This window comes from Serratia sp. CY47444 (genome assembly GCF_052168635.1).
GTDB lineage: Bacteria > Pseudomonadota > Gammaproteobacteria > Enterobacterales > Enterobacteriaceae > Serratia > Serratia bockelmannii.
Genome location: NZ_JBJNMH010000010.1, coordinates 133,746 through 148,593, shown reverse-complemented (window position 1 = coordinate 148,593; position 14,848 = coordinate 133,746). Strand labels below are relative to the sequence as shown.

14 protein-coding genes are annotated in these 14,848 nt (G+C 60.6%); 3 read left to right on the top strand and 11 right to left on the bottom strand.

What is annotated here, in order from left to right:
• Positions 1–8: 8 nt before the first annotated feature.
• The gene (locus ACJ8IL_RS14885) at positions 9–1,319 is read right to left on the bottom strand and encodes an MFS transporter (protein WP_099816858.1); all 1,311 of its coding nucleotides are present in this window, start codon (positions 1,317–1,319) and stop codon (positions 9–11) included.
• Between the two features lie 358 nt (positions 1,320–1,677).
• Between ACJ8IL_RS14885 and ACJ8IL_RS14880 the strand changes: the two genes are divergently transcribed.
• From ACJ8IL_RS14880 to ACJ8IL_RS14870, 3 genes are all read left to right on the top strand, one after another.
• Entirely contained in the window at positions 1,678–2,760 is a 1,083-nt protein-coding gene (locus tag ACJ8IL_RS14880; RefSeq protein ID WP_442516632.1) for a LacI family DNA-binding transcriptional regulator, read from the top strand.
• 62 nt (positions 2,761–2,822) lie between these two features.
• Complete coding sequence (locus ACJ8IL_RS14875) at positions 2,823–3,848, top strand: M4 family metallopeptidase (RefSeq protein WP_049296118.1); 1,026 nt, start codon at positions 2,823–2,825, stop codon at positions 3,846–3,848.
• On the top strand, positions 3,848–4,189 hold the full coding sequence (locus ACJ8IL_RS14870; protein ID WP_016929750.1) for a protealysin inhibitor emfourin: 342 nt from the start codon (positions 3,848–3,850) through the stop codon (positions 4,187–4,189). Before ACJ8IL_RS14875 ends, ACJ8IL_RS14870 begins: the two co-directional genes overlap by 1 nt.
• Before the next feature lie 4 nt (positions 4,190–4,193).
• On the opposite strand, the gene ACJ8IL_RS14865 is transcribed toward ACJ8IL_RS14870, so the two are convergent.
• The 10 genes from ACJ8IL_RS14865 to ACJ8IL_RS14820 form a co-directional block, all read right to left on the bottom strand.
• On the bottom strand, positions 4,194–4,415 hold the full coding sequence (locus tag ACJ8IL_RS14865; protein ID WP_025303905.1) for a zinc ribbon domain-containing protein: 222 nt from the start codon (positions 4,413–4,415) through the stop codon (positions 4,194–4,196).
• A 12-nt stretch (positions 4,416–4,427) separates the two neighbouring features.
• The gene (locus tag ACJ8IL_RS14860) at positions 4,428–5,384 is read right to left on the bottom strand and encodes an AEC family transporter (RefSeq protein WP_025303906.1); all 957 of its coding nucleotides are present in this window, start codon (positions 5,382–5,384) and stop codon (positions 4,428–4,430) included.
• A gap of 99 nt (positions 5,385–5,483) precedes the next feature.
• Positions 5,484–6,974, bottom strand: coding sequence for a ribosome biogenesis GTPase Der (gene der, locus ACJ8IL_RS14855; protein WP_019452357.1), 1,491 nt, complete (start codon positions 6,972–6,974; stop codon positions 5,484–5,486).
• A gap of 255 nt (positions 6,975–7,229) precedes the next feature.
• Positions 7,230–8,411 carry an outer membrane protein assembly factor BamB gene (bamB, locus tag ACJ8IL_RS14850; protein WP_025303907.1) on the bottom strand — a complete coding sequence of 394 codons (1,182 nt, stop codon included), beginning with the start codon at positions 8,409–8,411 and terminating at the stop codon, positions 7,230–7,232.
• An 11-nt stretch (positions 8,412–8,422) separates the two neighbouring features.
• The gene (locus ACJ8IL_RS14845) at positions 8,423–9,043 is read right to left on the bottom strand and encodes a YfgM family protein (protein WP_442516631.1); all 621 of its coding nucleotides are present in this window, start codon (positions 9,041–9,043) and stop codon (positions 8,423–8,425) included.
• 13 nt (positions 9,044–9,056) lie between these two features.
• Complete coding sequence (hisS, locus tag ACJ8IL_RS14840; RefSeq protein WP_442516630.1) at positions 9,057–10,331, bottom strand: histidine--tRNA ligase; 1,275 nt, start codon at positions 10,329–10,331, stop codon at positions 9,057–9,059.
• A gap of 139 nt (positions 10,332–10,470) precedes the next feature.
• Positions 10,471–11,592, bottom strand: a complete 1,122-nt coding sequence (ispG, locus tag ACJ8IL_RS14835) for a flavodoxin-dependent (E)-4-hydroxy-3-methylbut-2-enyl-diphosphate synthase (RefSeq protein WP_016929756.1) — start codon at positions 11,590–11,592, stop codon at positions 10,471–10,473.
• Positions 11,593–11,637: 45 nt separating this feature from the next.
• Positions 11,638–12,612, bottom strand: coding sequence for a cytoskeleton protein RodZ (rodZ, locus tag ACJ8IL_RS14830; RefSeq protein WP_049204899.1), 975 nt, complete (start codon positions 12,610–12,612; stop codon positions 11,638–11,640).
• On the bottom strand, positions 12,602–13,351 hold the full coding sequence (pilW, locus tag ACJ8IL_RS14825; protein ID WP_142591384.1) for a type IV pilus biogenesis/stability protein PilW: 750 nt from the start codon (positions 13,349–13,351) through the stop codon (positions 12,602–12,604). Before pilW ends, rodZ begins: the two co-directional genes overlap by 11 nt.
• A 98-nt stretch (positions 13,352–13,449) precedes the next feature.
• A complete protein-coding gene (locus tag ACJ8IL_RS14820) occupies positions 13,450–14,646 on the bottom strand; it encodes a bifunctional tRNA (adenosine(37)-C2)-methyltransferase TrmG/ribosomal RNA large subunit methyltransferase RlmN (protein ID WP_004941426.1) in 1,197 nt (398 codons plus the stop codon).
• Positions 14,647–14,848 lie beyond the last annotated feature (202 nt).

The window sequence follows — 14,848 nt, the reverse complement described above, 5'->3', positions numbered from 1 at the left end:
CATTCCACTTAGCTGTGTGAAGGTGTTTTCTTACCGCCGCGTTCGGCGATCAGGGCAATCAGGAACAGGGCGCCGATCAGGTCGAAGAAACCCATGGCGATGAACAGCGGGTTGAAGCCGAGGGTGTCGGACACTGCGCCGATCAGGAGCGTAAACAGGAAGCTGGCGATCCAGGCGCTGGAGCCGCGCATGCCGTTCACCGTCGCCATCTGGTTTTTATCGAACGACTCCACCACCAGCGCGCTGAGCATGCAGGAGATCACCTGATGGCCGAAGCCGCCGATCGAGATCAGCGCGATCGCCACATAGGGATCCTGGGTGATCGCGACAAACGCCAGCGACACCATCAGGAAAGCGCCGGTCACCGAGCTGGCGACCACCGAGTTAACGCGGCTGCAGCCGAACCATTTGCGGTACAGGGTGGTGAGATAGCCGCTGGCGACGCTGCCGATATCCGCCGCCAGGAACGGCAGCCAGGCAAACATCGCGATCTGTTTCAGATCCATACCGCGTTCGGTGGCCAGGTACAGCGGCACCCAGAAGCTGAAGACCGCCCAGGCCGGCTCGGCGAGAAAGGCCGGGATGGCGATGCCGTAGAATTTCTTGTTCTTGCACAGGCTGGCCAGCGAGGTGAGGAACGGCAGCTTCGGCAGTACCGGTTCGTTGTCTTCGCGGATCAGATCCAGCTCTTGCTGGCTGAGGTTCGGGTGCTGCTGCGGCGAGTGGTAGAACAACCACCACAGCACCACCCAGATCAGCGCCAGCCCGCCGGAGAACAGGAAGGCGCCTTGCCAGCCGAAGGAGACGTGAGCGATGACGATGATCGGCGGGGCCAGCATGGCGCCGATGGAGAAACCGACGCCCGCCCAGCCGGCAGCGATCGGCCGCTCCTTCTTCGGGAACCAATCGGAGATCGCCTTGGCGTTGGCCGGGGTGGCCGCCGCCTCCGCCCCCCCCATGAAGAAGCGCAGAATGGCCAGTTGCAGCCAGCTGCCGGCGCCGGCGTGCAGCATGCATACCACCGCCCAAATGCCGGCGCAGATCAGAAAGCCCATTTTCAGGCCGATAACGTCGATCAGCCAGCCGCAGATCGGCTGAAACACCGTGTAGGCCAGCTGGAACGACGCCACCACCCAGGCATATTGCTCGGTGCTCATGTTCAAGCTGGTTTTCAGCTCCGGCGCCAGAATGCCCAGCGAGTTGCGGGTGATGTAGTTGACCGTGACGCCCAGCAAGAACAGCGCCAGCATCCACCAGCGCAGCGATTTGAACTTGCGCCGGCCGCTCTGCGCGACCGCCTGATTGATCTCCACACTCATCGGTTCTCTCCCCGCAGCCGCCGGCTACGGCGCGTGCGTTTTGGTAGGGTACGTTGTGCCATCAAACACGGGGCGGTGAAACCAGGCCGGCGCCGTAGCATTGACCGACAGACAATCACAACCCCATGATTTATTTTTTGTTTTCTTTTTCGCACACCGTTAAAATTGGACTGACAAGTCATTAAAATTGGTGTACCAATGCAGACTACTCAGCGAGAGCGCGCAGCGAAACGGGGTTTTTTGCAAATATTTTCACAGGTGGGTGAAAAAATAGCCATAATGGCCGCAGGATCCAGTCAAAGTGCTGAAAAGCCGTAGTGAAAATATTCTCATGGACGAATTTGAAGGAGATCACAAAATGAACGGAAAGCTGAAAATCCAGGAGATCGCCCGCCAAACCGGGCTGTCGATCAGCACCGTTTCCCGCGTGCTGGCGGGCAAGGCCAACACCAGCGCCGAAGCGCGCCGCAAGGTGCTGGACTGTGCGCAGCAAAACGGCATTCTACAGGGCATTTCCAGCGGCCGACTGATGTTGAACAACGTGATGGTGTTCGCACCGCAGCGCGCGTTCGACGTGCGCACAGATATCTTCTACTACAAGGTCATTCAGGGCATCACCGCCGCACTGATGCAGCACGAGGTGCGCATCCGTTACTGCGGCCTGGAAGAGCAGCACAGCGACGGCGCGCTGTTTCTGGAAAAAATGAGCGATCCGCACACCGAAGCGGCGCTGATCATCGGCATCGACGACGAACACATCCATACCCTGGCGGCCGATCTGCACAAGCCCTGCGTGCTGATCAACTGCAGCGATCGGCAGATGCGGCTGGACAGCGTCTCGCCGGATCATCAGCTGATCGGCGACTATTCCGCCCGCTACCTGTTTCAGCAGGGGCATAGCCATATCCTCAATCTGCAGTGTCTGCGCCGCCACACCATGGAGCTGCGGCTGGCGGGCATCCGGCAGGCCTACGCCCGGCATCATTTGCCGTTCGACGATGGCAGCCATCTGGTCACCACCTCCGGCTTCGGCAGTGAAGAGGCCGAGCAGGCGCTGACCACCTATCTCGATGGCATCCACGGCCACTCCCCGCTGCCGACGGCGATCCTGGCCGGCGGCGACTACATGGCGGTCGGGGCGGTCAAGGCGCTCAACAAGCGGGGGCTGAGCGTACCGGGCGACGTATCGGTGATGAGCACCGATGGCTTCAATCTGGCGGAAATCCACGACGTGCCGCTGACCTCGGTGCAGGTGCCGCGCGACGAACTGGGCTACGAAGCGATCCAGCTGCTGCAGCGGCGCATGCTGCGCGCCGACGCGCCGCCGTGCAATCTGTTGCTGCACGGCCGGCTGGCGGTACGCGCCTCGGTGCGGCGCATCAGCCCGCACAAGACCGCGCCGGCGGTGAGCACGCATGACCACAGGCTTTATGACGAGTAGGCTACACTTAGGCTCAGTGCATTCATTCGATGAGGTAAATTTTTTGCCTAAGGAGAGCCACTATGCCAGCCCAGCGCATGCGTTCCGTCATTCCTCCCTACATGCTGCGCCGCATCATTGAACACGGTAACGCCCCGCAGCGCGACTGCGCGCTGCACACCCTGAACCACGTGCAAAGCCTACTCGGCAACAAGCCGCTGCGTTCACCGACCGAGAAAAACGCCCGAGCCGGCGAAGCGCTCCGCGATATCTACGACGCCCAGAACGGCACCCAACTGCCCGGCAAACAGGTGCGCAAGGAGGGGCAGCCCAGCAACCACGACGTGGCGGTGGACGAGGCCTACGACTATCTCGGCGTCACCTACGATTTCTTCTGGCAGGCCTACCGGCGCAATTCGCTGGATAATAAAGGGCTGCCGCTGGTCGGCAGCGTGCACTACGGCAAGGAGTACCAGAACGCTTTCTGGAACGGCCAGCAGATGGTGTTCGGCGACGGCGACGGCGAGATCTTCAACCGTTTCACCATCGCCATCGACGTGGTCGGCCACGAGCTGGCGCACGGCGTGACCGAGAGCGAGGCTGGGCTGATCTACTACCAGCAGTCCGGCGCGCTCAATGAGTCGCTGTCCGACGTATTCGGCTCGTTGGTCAAGCAGTTCCACCTGCAGCAAACCGCGGATAAAGCCGACTGGCTGATCGGCGCCGGGCTGCTCGCCAAGGGCATCAAAGGCCAAGGGCTGCGCTCGATGTCGGCACCCGGCACCGCCTACGACGACCCGCTGCTGGGCAAAGACCCGCAGCCCGCCAGCATGAAGGATTATATCCAGACCAAGGAAGACAACGGCGGCGTACACCTCAACTCCGGCATTCCCAACCGCGCGTTCTACCTGGCGGCAACCGCGCTGGGCGGCTTCGCCTGGGAAAAAGCAGGCTACGTCTGGTATGACACGGTGTGCGACAAAGCGCTGCCGCAAAACGCCGACTTCGCCACCTTCGCCCGCGCCACGGTGAAACATGCGCTAGCGCGTTTCGATCAAAGCGTGGCGGACAAGGTGCAACAGGCCTGGCATCAGGTGGGGGTGGAATAATGAAACCGCTGCCGACGCTCAATCAGGATACGGTCATTGAGCTGGCGCGCGAGGGAGGCTTCGCCTACATTCCCAAACTGGCGGGCCAGCGCCGCATTGCGCTGGCCGATATCACGCCGGAGCAGCGGCAGCGCCTGAATCAGTTGCTGAATCAGACGCTGCCGTACGCCCAGGAAGAGGGCCAACCCAACTCCCCCGGCTGCGGCGACCAGCGCTACTACCGCGTACAGATCAACTACACCAGCCCCACCCTGAGCACCGAGATCGTGCTGTTAATCCCGGAAAGCAGCGCGCCGCAGGCGCTGGTGGATTTGTGGAAAACCGGCCAGGTGGATGAGTGAGGGCTTACAGCGGCTGATAGCTGAAATTCACCCGTTTTTTGGAGATCAGCCCGTGCCCGTTCTGGCACAGGTAATCCACCGCCCCGCAGGCTTTCAATTCTTGCAGCGGCTGCCCGCACTCCGGGCAGCTCGCCAGCTGCCGATAATCGCAGAGGCAGGCTTCACAATGGTAATGACCCGCTACCCACTTCATGGTCTGACGGCAGTGCGGACAGTGCGCTTCCATAACGACTCCAGATTAAATCGCACCCCATGAGCGCAAGAAATAGATGCCCAACGCGGTGGTGAAGAACGAACCGACGGTGGTGATGGCGATAATGTTGGCCGCCAGCGTGGCGTTGCCGCCCATGGCGCGCGTCATCACATAACTGCCCGAAGCGGTCGGCGTGGCGGAAAACAGGAAGATAATGCCCAGCGCCGCACCCTGAAACCCGCACAGCCAGCCGGCCAGCGTCATCAGGAACGGCACCAGAAACAGCTTGGCCGCCGACGACAGCGCCGCCACGTTGGACGAGCGGAACATGGCGCGAAAATCCAGGCTGGCGCCGGTGCACAGCAGTGCCAGCGGCAGCGACAGCGCGGAGATATAGCTGCCGGTCTGGCGGATCACGGTCGGGATGCCCAGCCCGGTTTGCGCATACAGCAGCCCGCACACCAGGCCGATGATCAGCGGGTTGGTAACGATGCTCCGCAGCAGCGACAGGTGGCTGATTTTCTTGCCCTGCCCACCCTGCAGGCTGCGCGTGAGGGTGATAACCGACAGTATGTTGAACAGGATCACCGTCACTGTCAGGTACAGCGAGGCGAGCGCAATGCCTTCGCTGCCATAGGCGGTCATGGCGTAGGCCAGGCCGACGATGGCGGTATTGGCGCGGAAACCGCCCTGCACGAACACCCCGCGCTCACGCGGTTCTTTCACCAGCCACTTGGCCGCCAGCTCCAAGAGCAGGAAGGTCGCCAGCGTGCCGACCGCGCCGAACAGCACCAGCGGCAGGTTGCCGAGCAGCTGCGGGTGGTTGGTGGCGATGCTGAAAAACAGCAGGCACGGCAGCGCCAGATTGAACACCAGGCGGGTCGCGCCGTCGACAAAGCGGTCATCCATCAGGCGCCAATGGCGCAGCAGGATCCCCAGCAGCATCATCAGCAGATTCGGCACGGTGACGTTGAACGCAAAACTCCAGGTTTCCCAGGACATGGTGTTCCTTCAGACAGGCGAGGTAATCTTCAGATAATAAAACGATTTCGGGCCAATAAAAAAGGGGCGCGGCATCACTGCCGCGCCCCTCATGAGCAATTACTTGCTCTTTTTCAGGTGGCTCATCAAGCGCTTGCGCTTACGCATCTGGGTCGGCGTCAGCAGGTTGCGTTTGCCGGCGAACGGGTTGTCCCCCTCTTTGAACTGGATGCGGATCGGCGTCCCCATCACGTTCAGCGAGCGGCGGAAGTAGTTCATCAAATAGCGCTTGTAGGAATCGGCCAGATCGCTGACCTGGTTGCCGTGGATCACCACGATCGGCGGGTTGTAACCACCGGCGTGGGCGTATTTCAGCTTCACGCGGCGGCCGCGCACCAACGGCGGCTGGTGATCGTCAACCGCCATCTGCATGATTTTGGTCAGCATCGAGGTGTTTACGCGACGGGTTGCGCACTCGTAGGCTTCCTGCACCGATTCGAACAGGTTGCCGACGCCGCTGCCGTGCAGCGCGGAAATGAAGTGCACGCGCGCGAAGTCGACGAAGCCCAGACGCAGGTCGAGCATCTCTTTCACGTGCTCGCGATCTTCTTCGCTCATGCCGTCCCACTTGTTGACCGCAATCACCAGTGAGCGCCCACTATTGAGGATAAAGCCGAGCAGCGAGAGATCCTGATCGGAGATGCCTTCACGCGCGTCGATCACCAGCAGCACCACGTTGGCGTCTTCAATCGCCTGCAGGGTCTTGATCACCGAGAACTTCTCGACGGTTTCGGTCACCTTGCCGCGTTTACGCACCCCGGCGGTGTCGATCAGCACATACTCGCGTTCGTCGCGCACCATCGGAATGTAGATGCTGTCGCGGGTGGTGCCCGGCATGTCATACACCACCACGCGCTCCTCGCCGAGGATGCGGTTAGTCAGCGTAGACTTACCAACGTTCGGGCGGCCGACGATCGCCAGCTTGATCGGCAGGTCCTGCGGGTTGAACTCTTCTTCCGGCTCTTCGTCTTCTTCGCCTTCCAGCGTTTCACCGTTTTGCTCGGCCCAGTAAGCGGCATTGGCCTCTTCCTCGGTCAGCTCGACGTCTTCCGGTTTTTCCGGCACGAACGGCACCAGCACGTGTTCAATCAGCTGGGTCACGCCACGGCCGTGAGAAGCGGCGATAGCGAACACTTCACCCAGGCCGAGCGAGTAGAAATCGGCGGTGGCGGTGTCCGGGTCCAGGCCGTCGGTCTTGTTGGCCACCAGGAAGGTCGCCTTTTGGCGGCTGCGCAGGTGCTGGGCGATGCCCTGATCCGCCGGCATCAGGCCGGCGCGGGCGTCGACCATGAACAGCACGATGTCCGCTTCTTCGATCGCCAGCAGCGACTGACCGGCCATGCGCGTTTCGACGCCGTCTTCGGTGCCGTCGATACCGCCGGTATCGACGATGATGAATTCATTGCCTTCGATTTCAGCACGACCATACTTGCGGTCACGCGTCAGCCCCGGGAAATCCGCCACCAGCGCATCACGCGTATGGGTTAAACGGTTGAACAAGGTGGATTTACCCACATTCGGGCGCCCGACCAGCGCGACGACAGGTATCATTGTTGAAGCCTCATTACTTAATAATCAATGCGTTACTGCACTGTGGATAGACACCAGCGGTGCAGCTTATAAAATACGAAACGGCCCCTGAACATTCAGGAGCCGTTTTCCCCTTCATCTTTCGCGCCACAGCGGCGTTGTCTGCGCACCTTCGCCTCGGTCACTTAGCTCACTAAGCTCCCGAGGACTCATGCGCTTGCCGCCTGGCTGCAACCCGAAATCTTTCGGGCGCAAGAAGGATCACGACGAGCGGCGTTAGCGGGTGAAAGCGTAAACTTTCCCGCCGCGAGCCTGGATGACCAGCTTGTCGCCGGCCACCATCGGCGCAGACAGGAAGCCGGAGCTGTCCACTTCCTGCTGGGCGACAAAACGGCCATCGGTGGTGTTGACCCAGTGCAGATAGCCTTCGGCGTCACCGGTCACCAGATAACCATTATACATCACCGGCGGCGTCAGGTTGCGGTGCAGCAGATCGCTCTGCGTCCACACGGTCACGCCGCCTTCGGTGCTGAGCGCCACCACGCGATCGTTCTGGTCGATCAGGTAGATGCGGCCCGCGTCGACGATGAAATCATTCACCGAACCCAGCTCGCGTTTCCAGATGATCTGACCGGAACGCAGATCCAGCGCCGTCAGGTTGCCGTTGTAACCCAGCGCGTAGACCACGCCGTCAACGATTACCGGCGTGGTGTCCACGTCGTTCAGGCGATCGATTTCGGTCGCGCCGCTCGGCTGAGAAATGCGCTGTTGCCAGATCAGTTGGCCCTGCTGCATCAGCACGGCGCTGACGCGGCCGTTGTCACCGCCGACGATGGCGGCGCCAAAGGCGACGGCCGGCGCGGATTCACCGCGCAGCGACAGCGAAGGCATGTCCAGGTTAACCGTCCACTTCACCGCGCCGTCGGCTTCGTTCAGCGCCTGCAGCATGCCGTTGGAGGTGTGCACCAACACCATGCCGTCGCTGATAACCGGACGTGAAATCGCTTCGCCGGCCACTTTGGTCTGCCAGGCGATGGCGCCGTCGGCGGTGTTCAATGCGTAAACCACCGCTTTTTCGCTGCCGACATAAACCTTGTCGCCCGCAACCGTCAGGCCGCCCGACAGCAGCGCAGACAGGTTGCTGGAGAAGAAGCCGGTCTTCTCGGAGAGGTTGACCTTCCACTTCTCGTTGCCGCTGTCGGCGTCCATCGCTTTCACGATGCCGAAGCGATCGGCGGCGTAAATGGTGCTGTCCTGATAGGCCGGACGCAGGTGGGAGTAATACTCACCGATGCCGTCGCCCACCGAGGTACTCCACGCCTTGCTCGGCGTGAACTGATTTTCAACTTTCGGCAACGGCGACATGGTAACCACGTCTTCTTCGCTGTTAAACAGCGAGCAACCACTCAGCAAGGCAGCGGAAACCAGTCCGACCAAGAGTGTTTTACGCAATTGCATGGGAATTCCCCTTAGCTGGACAAGTTATTCAATTTCATGCGCAGCAGAACCTGCAGCGCCGGAGAAGCATTGGACTCAATGCCTTTGCTGTAAGCTTCGCGCGCGCCCTTGGCGTCGCCCTTGGCCAGCAATACATCGCCGCGCACATCCTGCATCATCGCCGCCCAGCCTTCGCCTTTCACGCCATCCAGCGTTTTCAGCGCTTCATCCAGCTTTTTCTCCTGCAGCTGGACGCGCGCCAGACGCAGGTCGATCATCGCCAACAGGTTGTCGTCTTTGGTCTGGCCCTGCGCCAGCACCAGCTGCTGTTCCGCCTTGGCGAAATCATTCTGTTCGACAAAGTGCTTGGCCAACTGCAGCGCGGCCAGTACGCCGTAGCTGTTGCCGTTAGCCTGGACAAATTTCTCTGCGGCAGCCACGTCATCCGGCTTGCCGGCCGCCAGACGATCGCTGGCTTCCTGATAGGATTGCGATGCCGCCATCATGTTGGAGTTTTCATGGCTCTGCCAGTAACGCCAGCCAACCAGGGCACCAATTCCGAGCACCACGCCCACCGCCAGCGCTTTGCCGTTCTCGGCAAAGAACCGACGCAGTGCGTCGACTTGTTCGTTTTCAGTGGTATAGACTTCCACGGTGTCCTTCTCCTTAACCTAACATCAAAGCCAGACGCGCCGCGACTTCGCTTTGCGCCAGCGTTTCTTGTTCACCACTGCGCAGGTCTTTCACCACCACCTGCTGCGCCGCCACTTCGCTCTCACCCAGGATCAGCGCGATGCGCGCGCCCCATTTGTCCGCACGGGTGATCTGCTTCTTGAAGTTGCCGCCGCCGTAATTGGTCATCAGCTTCAGCTGCGGCGCCGCGTCGCGCACCTGTTCAGCCAGCTGCATCGCCGCGCTCTGGGTGCCCGCGCCGGAAGAGATGACGTACACGTCGATAGCCGACGGCGCCTTGAATTCCGGGTTGACCGCCTGCACCAGCAACACCAGACGCTCGAGGCCCATGGCGAAACCGACCGCCGGGGTGGCGCGGCCGCCCAATTGCTCGACCAGGCCGTCGTAACGGCCGCCCGCGCAGACGGTGCCCTGCGCGCCCAGGCTGGTGGTCACCCACTCAAACACGGTGCGGTTGTAGTAATCCAGACCGCGCACCAGGCGCTCGTTAACGGTATATGGGATACCTGCCTGCGCCAAAAGTTCACACAGACCGGCGAAGTGAGCACGGGATTCTTCATCCAGGTACTCGGACAGGCGCGGCGCGTCGTTCAACAGCGCCTGCACCTCAGAATTCTTGGAGTCCAGCACGCGCAGCGGGTTGCTGTACATGCGGCGTTTGCAGTCTTCGTCCAGCACCTCGACGTGCTGCTCCAGGAACGCCACCAGCGCGTCGCGGTAGTTGGCGCGCGCCTCCAGCGAACCGATGGAGTTCAGCTCCAGCTTGACGTGCTCGGCGATGCCCAGCGCTTTCCACCAGCGGGCGGTCAGCAGGATCAACTCGGCGTCGATATCCGGGCCTTGCAGGCCGAACACTTCTGCGCCCAGCTGATGGAACTGGCGATAGCGGCCCTTCTGCGGGCGCTCGTAGCGGAACATCGGGCCGATGTACCACAGACGCTGTTCCTGATTGTACAGCAGACCATGTTCGATGCCGGCGCGCACGCAGCCGGCCGTCCCTTCCGGACGCAGCGTCAGGCTTTCGCCGTTGCGGTCTTCGAAGGTATACATCTCTTTTTCCACGACGTCGGTCACTTCGCCGATCGCGCGTTTGAATAACGGGGTCTGCTCTACAATCGGCAACCGGATTTCGCTGTAACCGTAGCCGCCCAGCACCTGCTTGAGGGTGCCTTCAATACGCTGCCATAATGCCGTTTCTTCCGGCAGGTAGTCGTTCATGCCGCGAATGGCTTGAATGTTCTTTGCCACGTGAGTTCTCTGTCCGTTGTCTGTAAAAATGAACCCGATTATAGGGACTTTGCCGCCCGGTATTCAACGCGGATGCGGTTTTCTGCCCTTCAGGCTCATAAACAAGCGGGCCAACTGGCCCGCCGTGTAGCGATAACGCTTATTTTTCCAGCAGGTTGACCGTGATGCGGTTGCTTTCGTCCATCATCGCGGCCTTGGCGCGAATTTTCGCTTCCAGCTGGTCGATCATCTGTTCGTTGTCGAAACGCTCTTTCTGGCGCACGCCGTCTTCATAGAAGCCGCTCTTCTTGTGGCCGCCGGTCACGCCCATGGTGGACACCAGCGCTTCGCCCGGGCCGTTCACCACGCAACCGATGATCGAGACGTCCATCGGCGTGATGATGTCTTCCAGGCGCTGCTCCAGCGCGTTCACCGTGCCAATCACATCGAACTCCTGACGCGAACAGGTCGGACAGGCGATGAAGTTGATGCCGCGCGCGCGGATGCGCAGCGACTTCAGAATGTCGAAACCGACCTTCACTTCTTCAACCGGATCCGCCGCCAGCGAGATGCGCAGGGTATCGCCGATGCCTTCAGACAGCAGCATGCCCAGGCCGATGGCCGATTTGACCGACCCGCTGCGCGCGCCGCCGGCTTCGGTGATGCCCAGATGCAGCGGCTGATCGATGCGCGACGCCAGCAAGCGGTAGGATTGCACCGCCAGGAACACGTCCGACGCCTTGACGCTGACCTTGAACTGGTCGAAGTTGAGACGATCGAGGATGTCCACGTGGCGCATGGCGGATTCCAACAGCGCTTCCGGCGTAGGTTCGCCGTACTTTTCCTGCAGGTCTTTCTCCAGCGAGCCGCCGTTGACGCCGATGCGAATCGGGATGTTCTTGTCGCGGGCGCAGTCCACCACCGAGCGAATGCGCGATTCGTTGCCGATGTTGCCCGGGTTGATGCGCAGGCAGTCTACGCCATATTCGGCAACCTGCAGCGCGATGCGATAATCGAAGTGGATATCGGCGACCAGCGGCACGTTGACCTGCTGCTTGATCAGTTTGAACGCCTCGGCGGCGTCCATGGTAGGAACCGAAACGCGGACGATGTCGACGCCCACGCGCTCCAGCGCTTTGATCTGATTAACCGTTGCTTCAACATCGGTGGTACGGGTGTTGGTCATCGACTGCACGGCAATCGGCGCGCCATCACCAATAGGCACCTTGCCGACGTAAATGCGTGTAGATTTTCGACGGTTGATGGGCGCTTGGTTATGCATTACTTACTCTCCATTGCTGCTCTGACATCACGACCAGCCGCGCGATTACTGCGCGGCGACGGTCAGGCGAGCAACACGGTTTGACTTAACGAACCGGCTTAAATCAACCGGTTTACCCTGATACTGGATCTGAACTGCCGCCGGCGCGCCGATGGTCAGTTTATACGGCGCAGTGCCGGTCAGGTTCAGCTTGCCACCTTGCTTCTGGGTGCCGCTGAACAGCGTTTTACCGCTCGCGTCGGTCACCTGCAGCCAGCAGTCGGCGGAGAAATCCATCACCAGCGCGTTCGGATCGGCCGCCGGCGCAGCCACGCCCGCATCGGCGGTCGGCAACGGCGCTTGTGCCGCCGGCGCGGTTTCCGGCAGGGTTGTCTGGCTTGGCGACACCACGGCAGGCTGCTGCTGGGCCGCGCTCGGCGCCTGGGCGGTCGCCGCAGGCGTCTGAGCCGCTGCGCCGGTATCAGCCGGCGCGGCACTGTTGTCGGTCAACGGCACGTTGGTGCCGGCGTCGGCATTGCCGTCGGTCAGCGGCACGGACTGCCCTTCGTTATTCTGTGAAAGCTGCGCCGAGGATTGATCGGCCATGGTGGCGATCTCTTCCTGCTGCGCCTTGTGGTTTTGCCACCACCAGGCGCCGGTCAGGCCGATCACCACGAACACGATAAGCCAGGTGAAGCTCATCAGCCAGCCGTCGCGTTTCTTGCGGCGCTTGCCCAGCGAGAAGCTTTGCATCGGCGCCACTTTCGCCATCTTCAACGGCGCCTGCTTGGCCAGCATCGGCAGCAGTTCGTCTTCCGGCAGATGCACCAGCTTGGCGTAGGAACGGATGTAGCCGCGCACGAAGGTGGACGCGAGGTCAGCAGACACGCTGTCTTCCTCGATATCGCGCACGGTGGACATTTTGAGACACAGGCGTTCTGCAACGGTCTGTTGGCTCAGCCCGAGTTGCTCACGGGCCTGACGCAGGCGCTGGCCCGTCGTCATGGATACGGTTTTATCTTGGGAGGCTTCAGTATTCATTAGCTAAGAACTGCTGGTACTGTTTGGATTGTGGAAAACTTCGCGCTAGCTGCTTGCCATAGCGTTGAACGCTATCCTGGCGGCCGGCTGACGCGGCGAAACGAATCTGTAACCATAAGCTGCTGGCGCTGGCCGGCAGAACATGCTGATAAACATCCAATAAAAGTTGCGACTGGGCGCGCTTCCCTTCTCCAAATTGCTTTTCGGCCTCCGCCAACAGCGGAGTGCCTTTGTCCGGATCGACTTTTAGCGCGCGGCTCAACAGCGTGCGCGCCTCATCGTTTTGTCCGGCCTTGAGAAAACAGTAACCTGCGTTTTCCAGGCTGTCGGCGACCTGACCATAATCGGGCACCAGCGCCGCAGCGCTAAACTGCTGTTGCGCCGGTACATACTGCCCTAAACCGCAAAGAAACGCACCGTAATTATTCAATACGGTGCCATTGCCCGGCGCAAGTTTGAGCGCTTGCCGATAACGCTGTTCGGCCTCGGTGTTTTCACCGTTCCGCTGCGCGTAGAGCGCCATGCCCAACTGCGTGCGATAATCCTGCGGGGCCGCGTCCAGCGCCTTTTCCAGGTTCTGGCGCGCGGCGTCCATGTCGCCTTGCTGCAGGTACTCCAGGCCCAGTTGCAACCGCGTCTGGCCCGCCTCAGAGACTTGTGCTTCCTTTTCCGGCGCTGAACCGGAACACCCGGCCAACAACCCGGCCGCCAGCCACATACCCCACAGTTTCAGCTTCATGCCCGCATTCATTTCCTTATCGGCCGTCAGCTAACGCCCGCCAGCGACATGCTTGCGCATAACAGGCTGTTAGATAACAAAAAATGGTGCTATAGGATTCAGACCGCCCGTACGTTGATAGGTTCCCCGGCCATTTTCTTCTTCAGGGTACGCTTGGTACGGTCGATCACTTCACCCGCCAGTTGCCCGCAGGCGGCGTCGATATCGTCACCACGGGTTTTACGAACAATAGTCGTAAAGCCGTATTCCATCAACACCTTGGAGAAACGATCCACCCGGCTGTTGGAGCTGCGGCCGTAGGGGGCGCCCGGGAACGGGTTCCATGGGATCAGGTTAATCTTGCACGGCGTGTCTTTCAGCACTTCCGCCAGCTGATGCGCATCGTCGGTGCTGTCGTTGATATGATCCAACATCACGTACTCGACGGTCACGCGGCCCTGGTTGGCGTTGGATTTCTCCAGATAGCGACGCACTGCGGACAGGAAGGTCTCGATGTTGTATTTGCGGTTGATCGGCACGATCTCATCGCGGATGGTGTCGTTCGGCGCGTGCAGCGAGATCGCCAGCGCCACGTCGATCATGTCGCCCAGCTTGTCCAGCGCTGGCACTACGCCAGAAGTAGACAGGGTCACGCGGCGTTTGGACAGGCCAAAGCCGAAGTCGTCCAGCATGATTTCCATCGCCGGCACCACGTTGTTCAGGTTGAGCAGCGGCTCGCCCATGCCCATCATCACCACGTTGGTGATCGGACGTTGGCCGGTCACCTTCAGCGCGCCGATGATTTTCGCCGCGCGCCACACCTGGCCAATGATTTCCGACACGCGCAGGTTGCGGTTGAAGCCCTGCTGCGCCGTCGAACAGAATTTGCACTCCAGCGCGCAGCCTACCTGCGAGGAGACGCACAGCGTCGCGCGGTCGGCTTCCGGGATGTACACGGTTTCAACCTGCTGATCGCCGACTTTAATCGCCCACTTGATGGTGCCGTCGGCCGAACGCTGTTCTTCCGCCACTTCCGGCGCGCGGATTTCCGCCACGCGCTGCAGCTTGCCGCGCAGGACTTTGTTGATGTCGGTCATCTGCTCGAAATCGTCGCAGCAGTAGTGGTAAATCCACTTCATCACCTGATCGGCGCGGAACGGCTTCTCGCCCATTTCGGCGAAGAACTCGCGCATTTGCTGGCGGTTCAGATCCAGCAGGTTGATTTTGGCCGCAGCCGGTTGCTCCACGTTAACGGAGGGGGTAGTCAGCGAATTATTTTCAGACACGGTGTGCTCGGACGTGATGGGTTCTAACATAATGATCTCTGGCCTCGTTATTACACGTTATGGCGCTAAAGAATGGACAGTAAGTTGTGCATTTCAGCCCGCGAGATTCGGGTGGCGGCACTAAAAACACGCCCCTGACAAGTCGTCTTATCAGGGGCGCGGCATTGTACAAATTTTAGTAGCGGGTTTCTATGGCTGAAAGGCATTCAGGGCATTTTTATTGTTTCAGCCG

Coding starts and splice junctions, on each gene's coding strand:
- der (WP_019452357.1), bottom strand. CDS start 6,974: ATGATACCTGTCGTCGCGCTGGTCGGGCGCCCGAATGTGGGTAAATCC.
- ACJ8IL_RS14870 (WP_016929750.1), top strand. CDS start 3,848: ATGAAACCGCTGCCGACGCTCAATCAGGATACGGTCATTGAGCTGGCG.
- ispG (WP_016929756.1), bottom strand. CDS start 11,592: ATGCATAACCAAGCGCCCATCAACCGTCGAAAATCTACACGCATTTAC.
- ACJ8IL_RS14880 (WP_442516632.1), top strand. CDS start 1,678: ATGAACGGAAAGCTGAAAATCCAGGAGATCGCCCGCCAAACCGGGCTG.
- ACJ8IL_RS14820 (WP_004941426.1), bottom strand. CDS start 14,646: ATGTTAGAACCCATCACGTCCGAGCACACCGTGTCTGAAAATAATTCG.
- ACJ8IL_RS14885 (WP_099816858.1), bottom strand. CDS start 1,319: ATGAGTGTGGAGATCAATCAGGCGGTCGCGCAGAGCGGCCGGCGCAAG.
- rodZ (WP_049204899.1), bottom strand. CDS start 12,612: ATGAATACTGAAGCCTCCCAAGATAAAACCGTATCCATGACGACGGGC.
- pilW (WP_142591384.1), bottom strand. CDS start 13,351: ATGAAGCTGAAACTGTGGGGTATGTGGCTGGCGGCCGGGTTGTTGGCC.
- ACJ8IL_RS14875 (WP_049296118.1), top strand. CDS start 2,823: ATGCCAGCCCAGCGCATGCGTTCCGTCATTCCTCCCTACATGCTGCGC.
- ACJ8IL_RS14865 (WP_025303905.1), bottom strand. CDS start 4,415: ATGGAAGCGCACTGTCCGCACTGCCGTCAGACCATGAAGTGGGTAGCG.
- bamB (WP_025303907.1), bottom strand. CDS start 8,411: ATGCAATTGCGTAAAACACTCTTGGTCGGACTGGTTTCCGCTGCCTTG.
- ACJ8IL_RS14860 (WP_025303906.1), bottom strand. CDS start 5,384: ATGTCCTGGGAAACCTGGAGTTTTGCGTTCAACGTCACCGTGCCGAAT.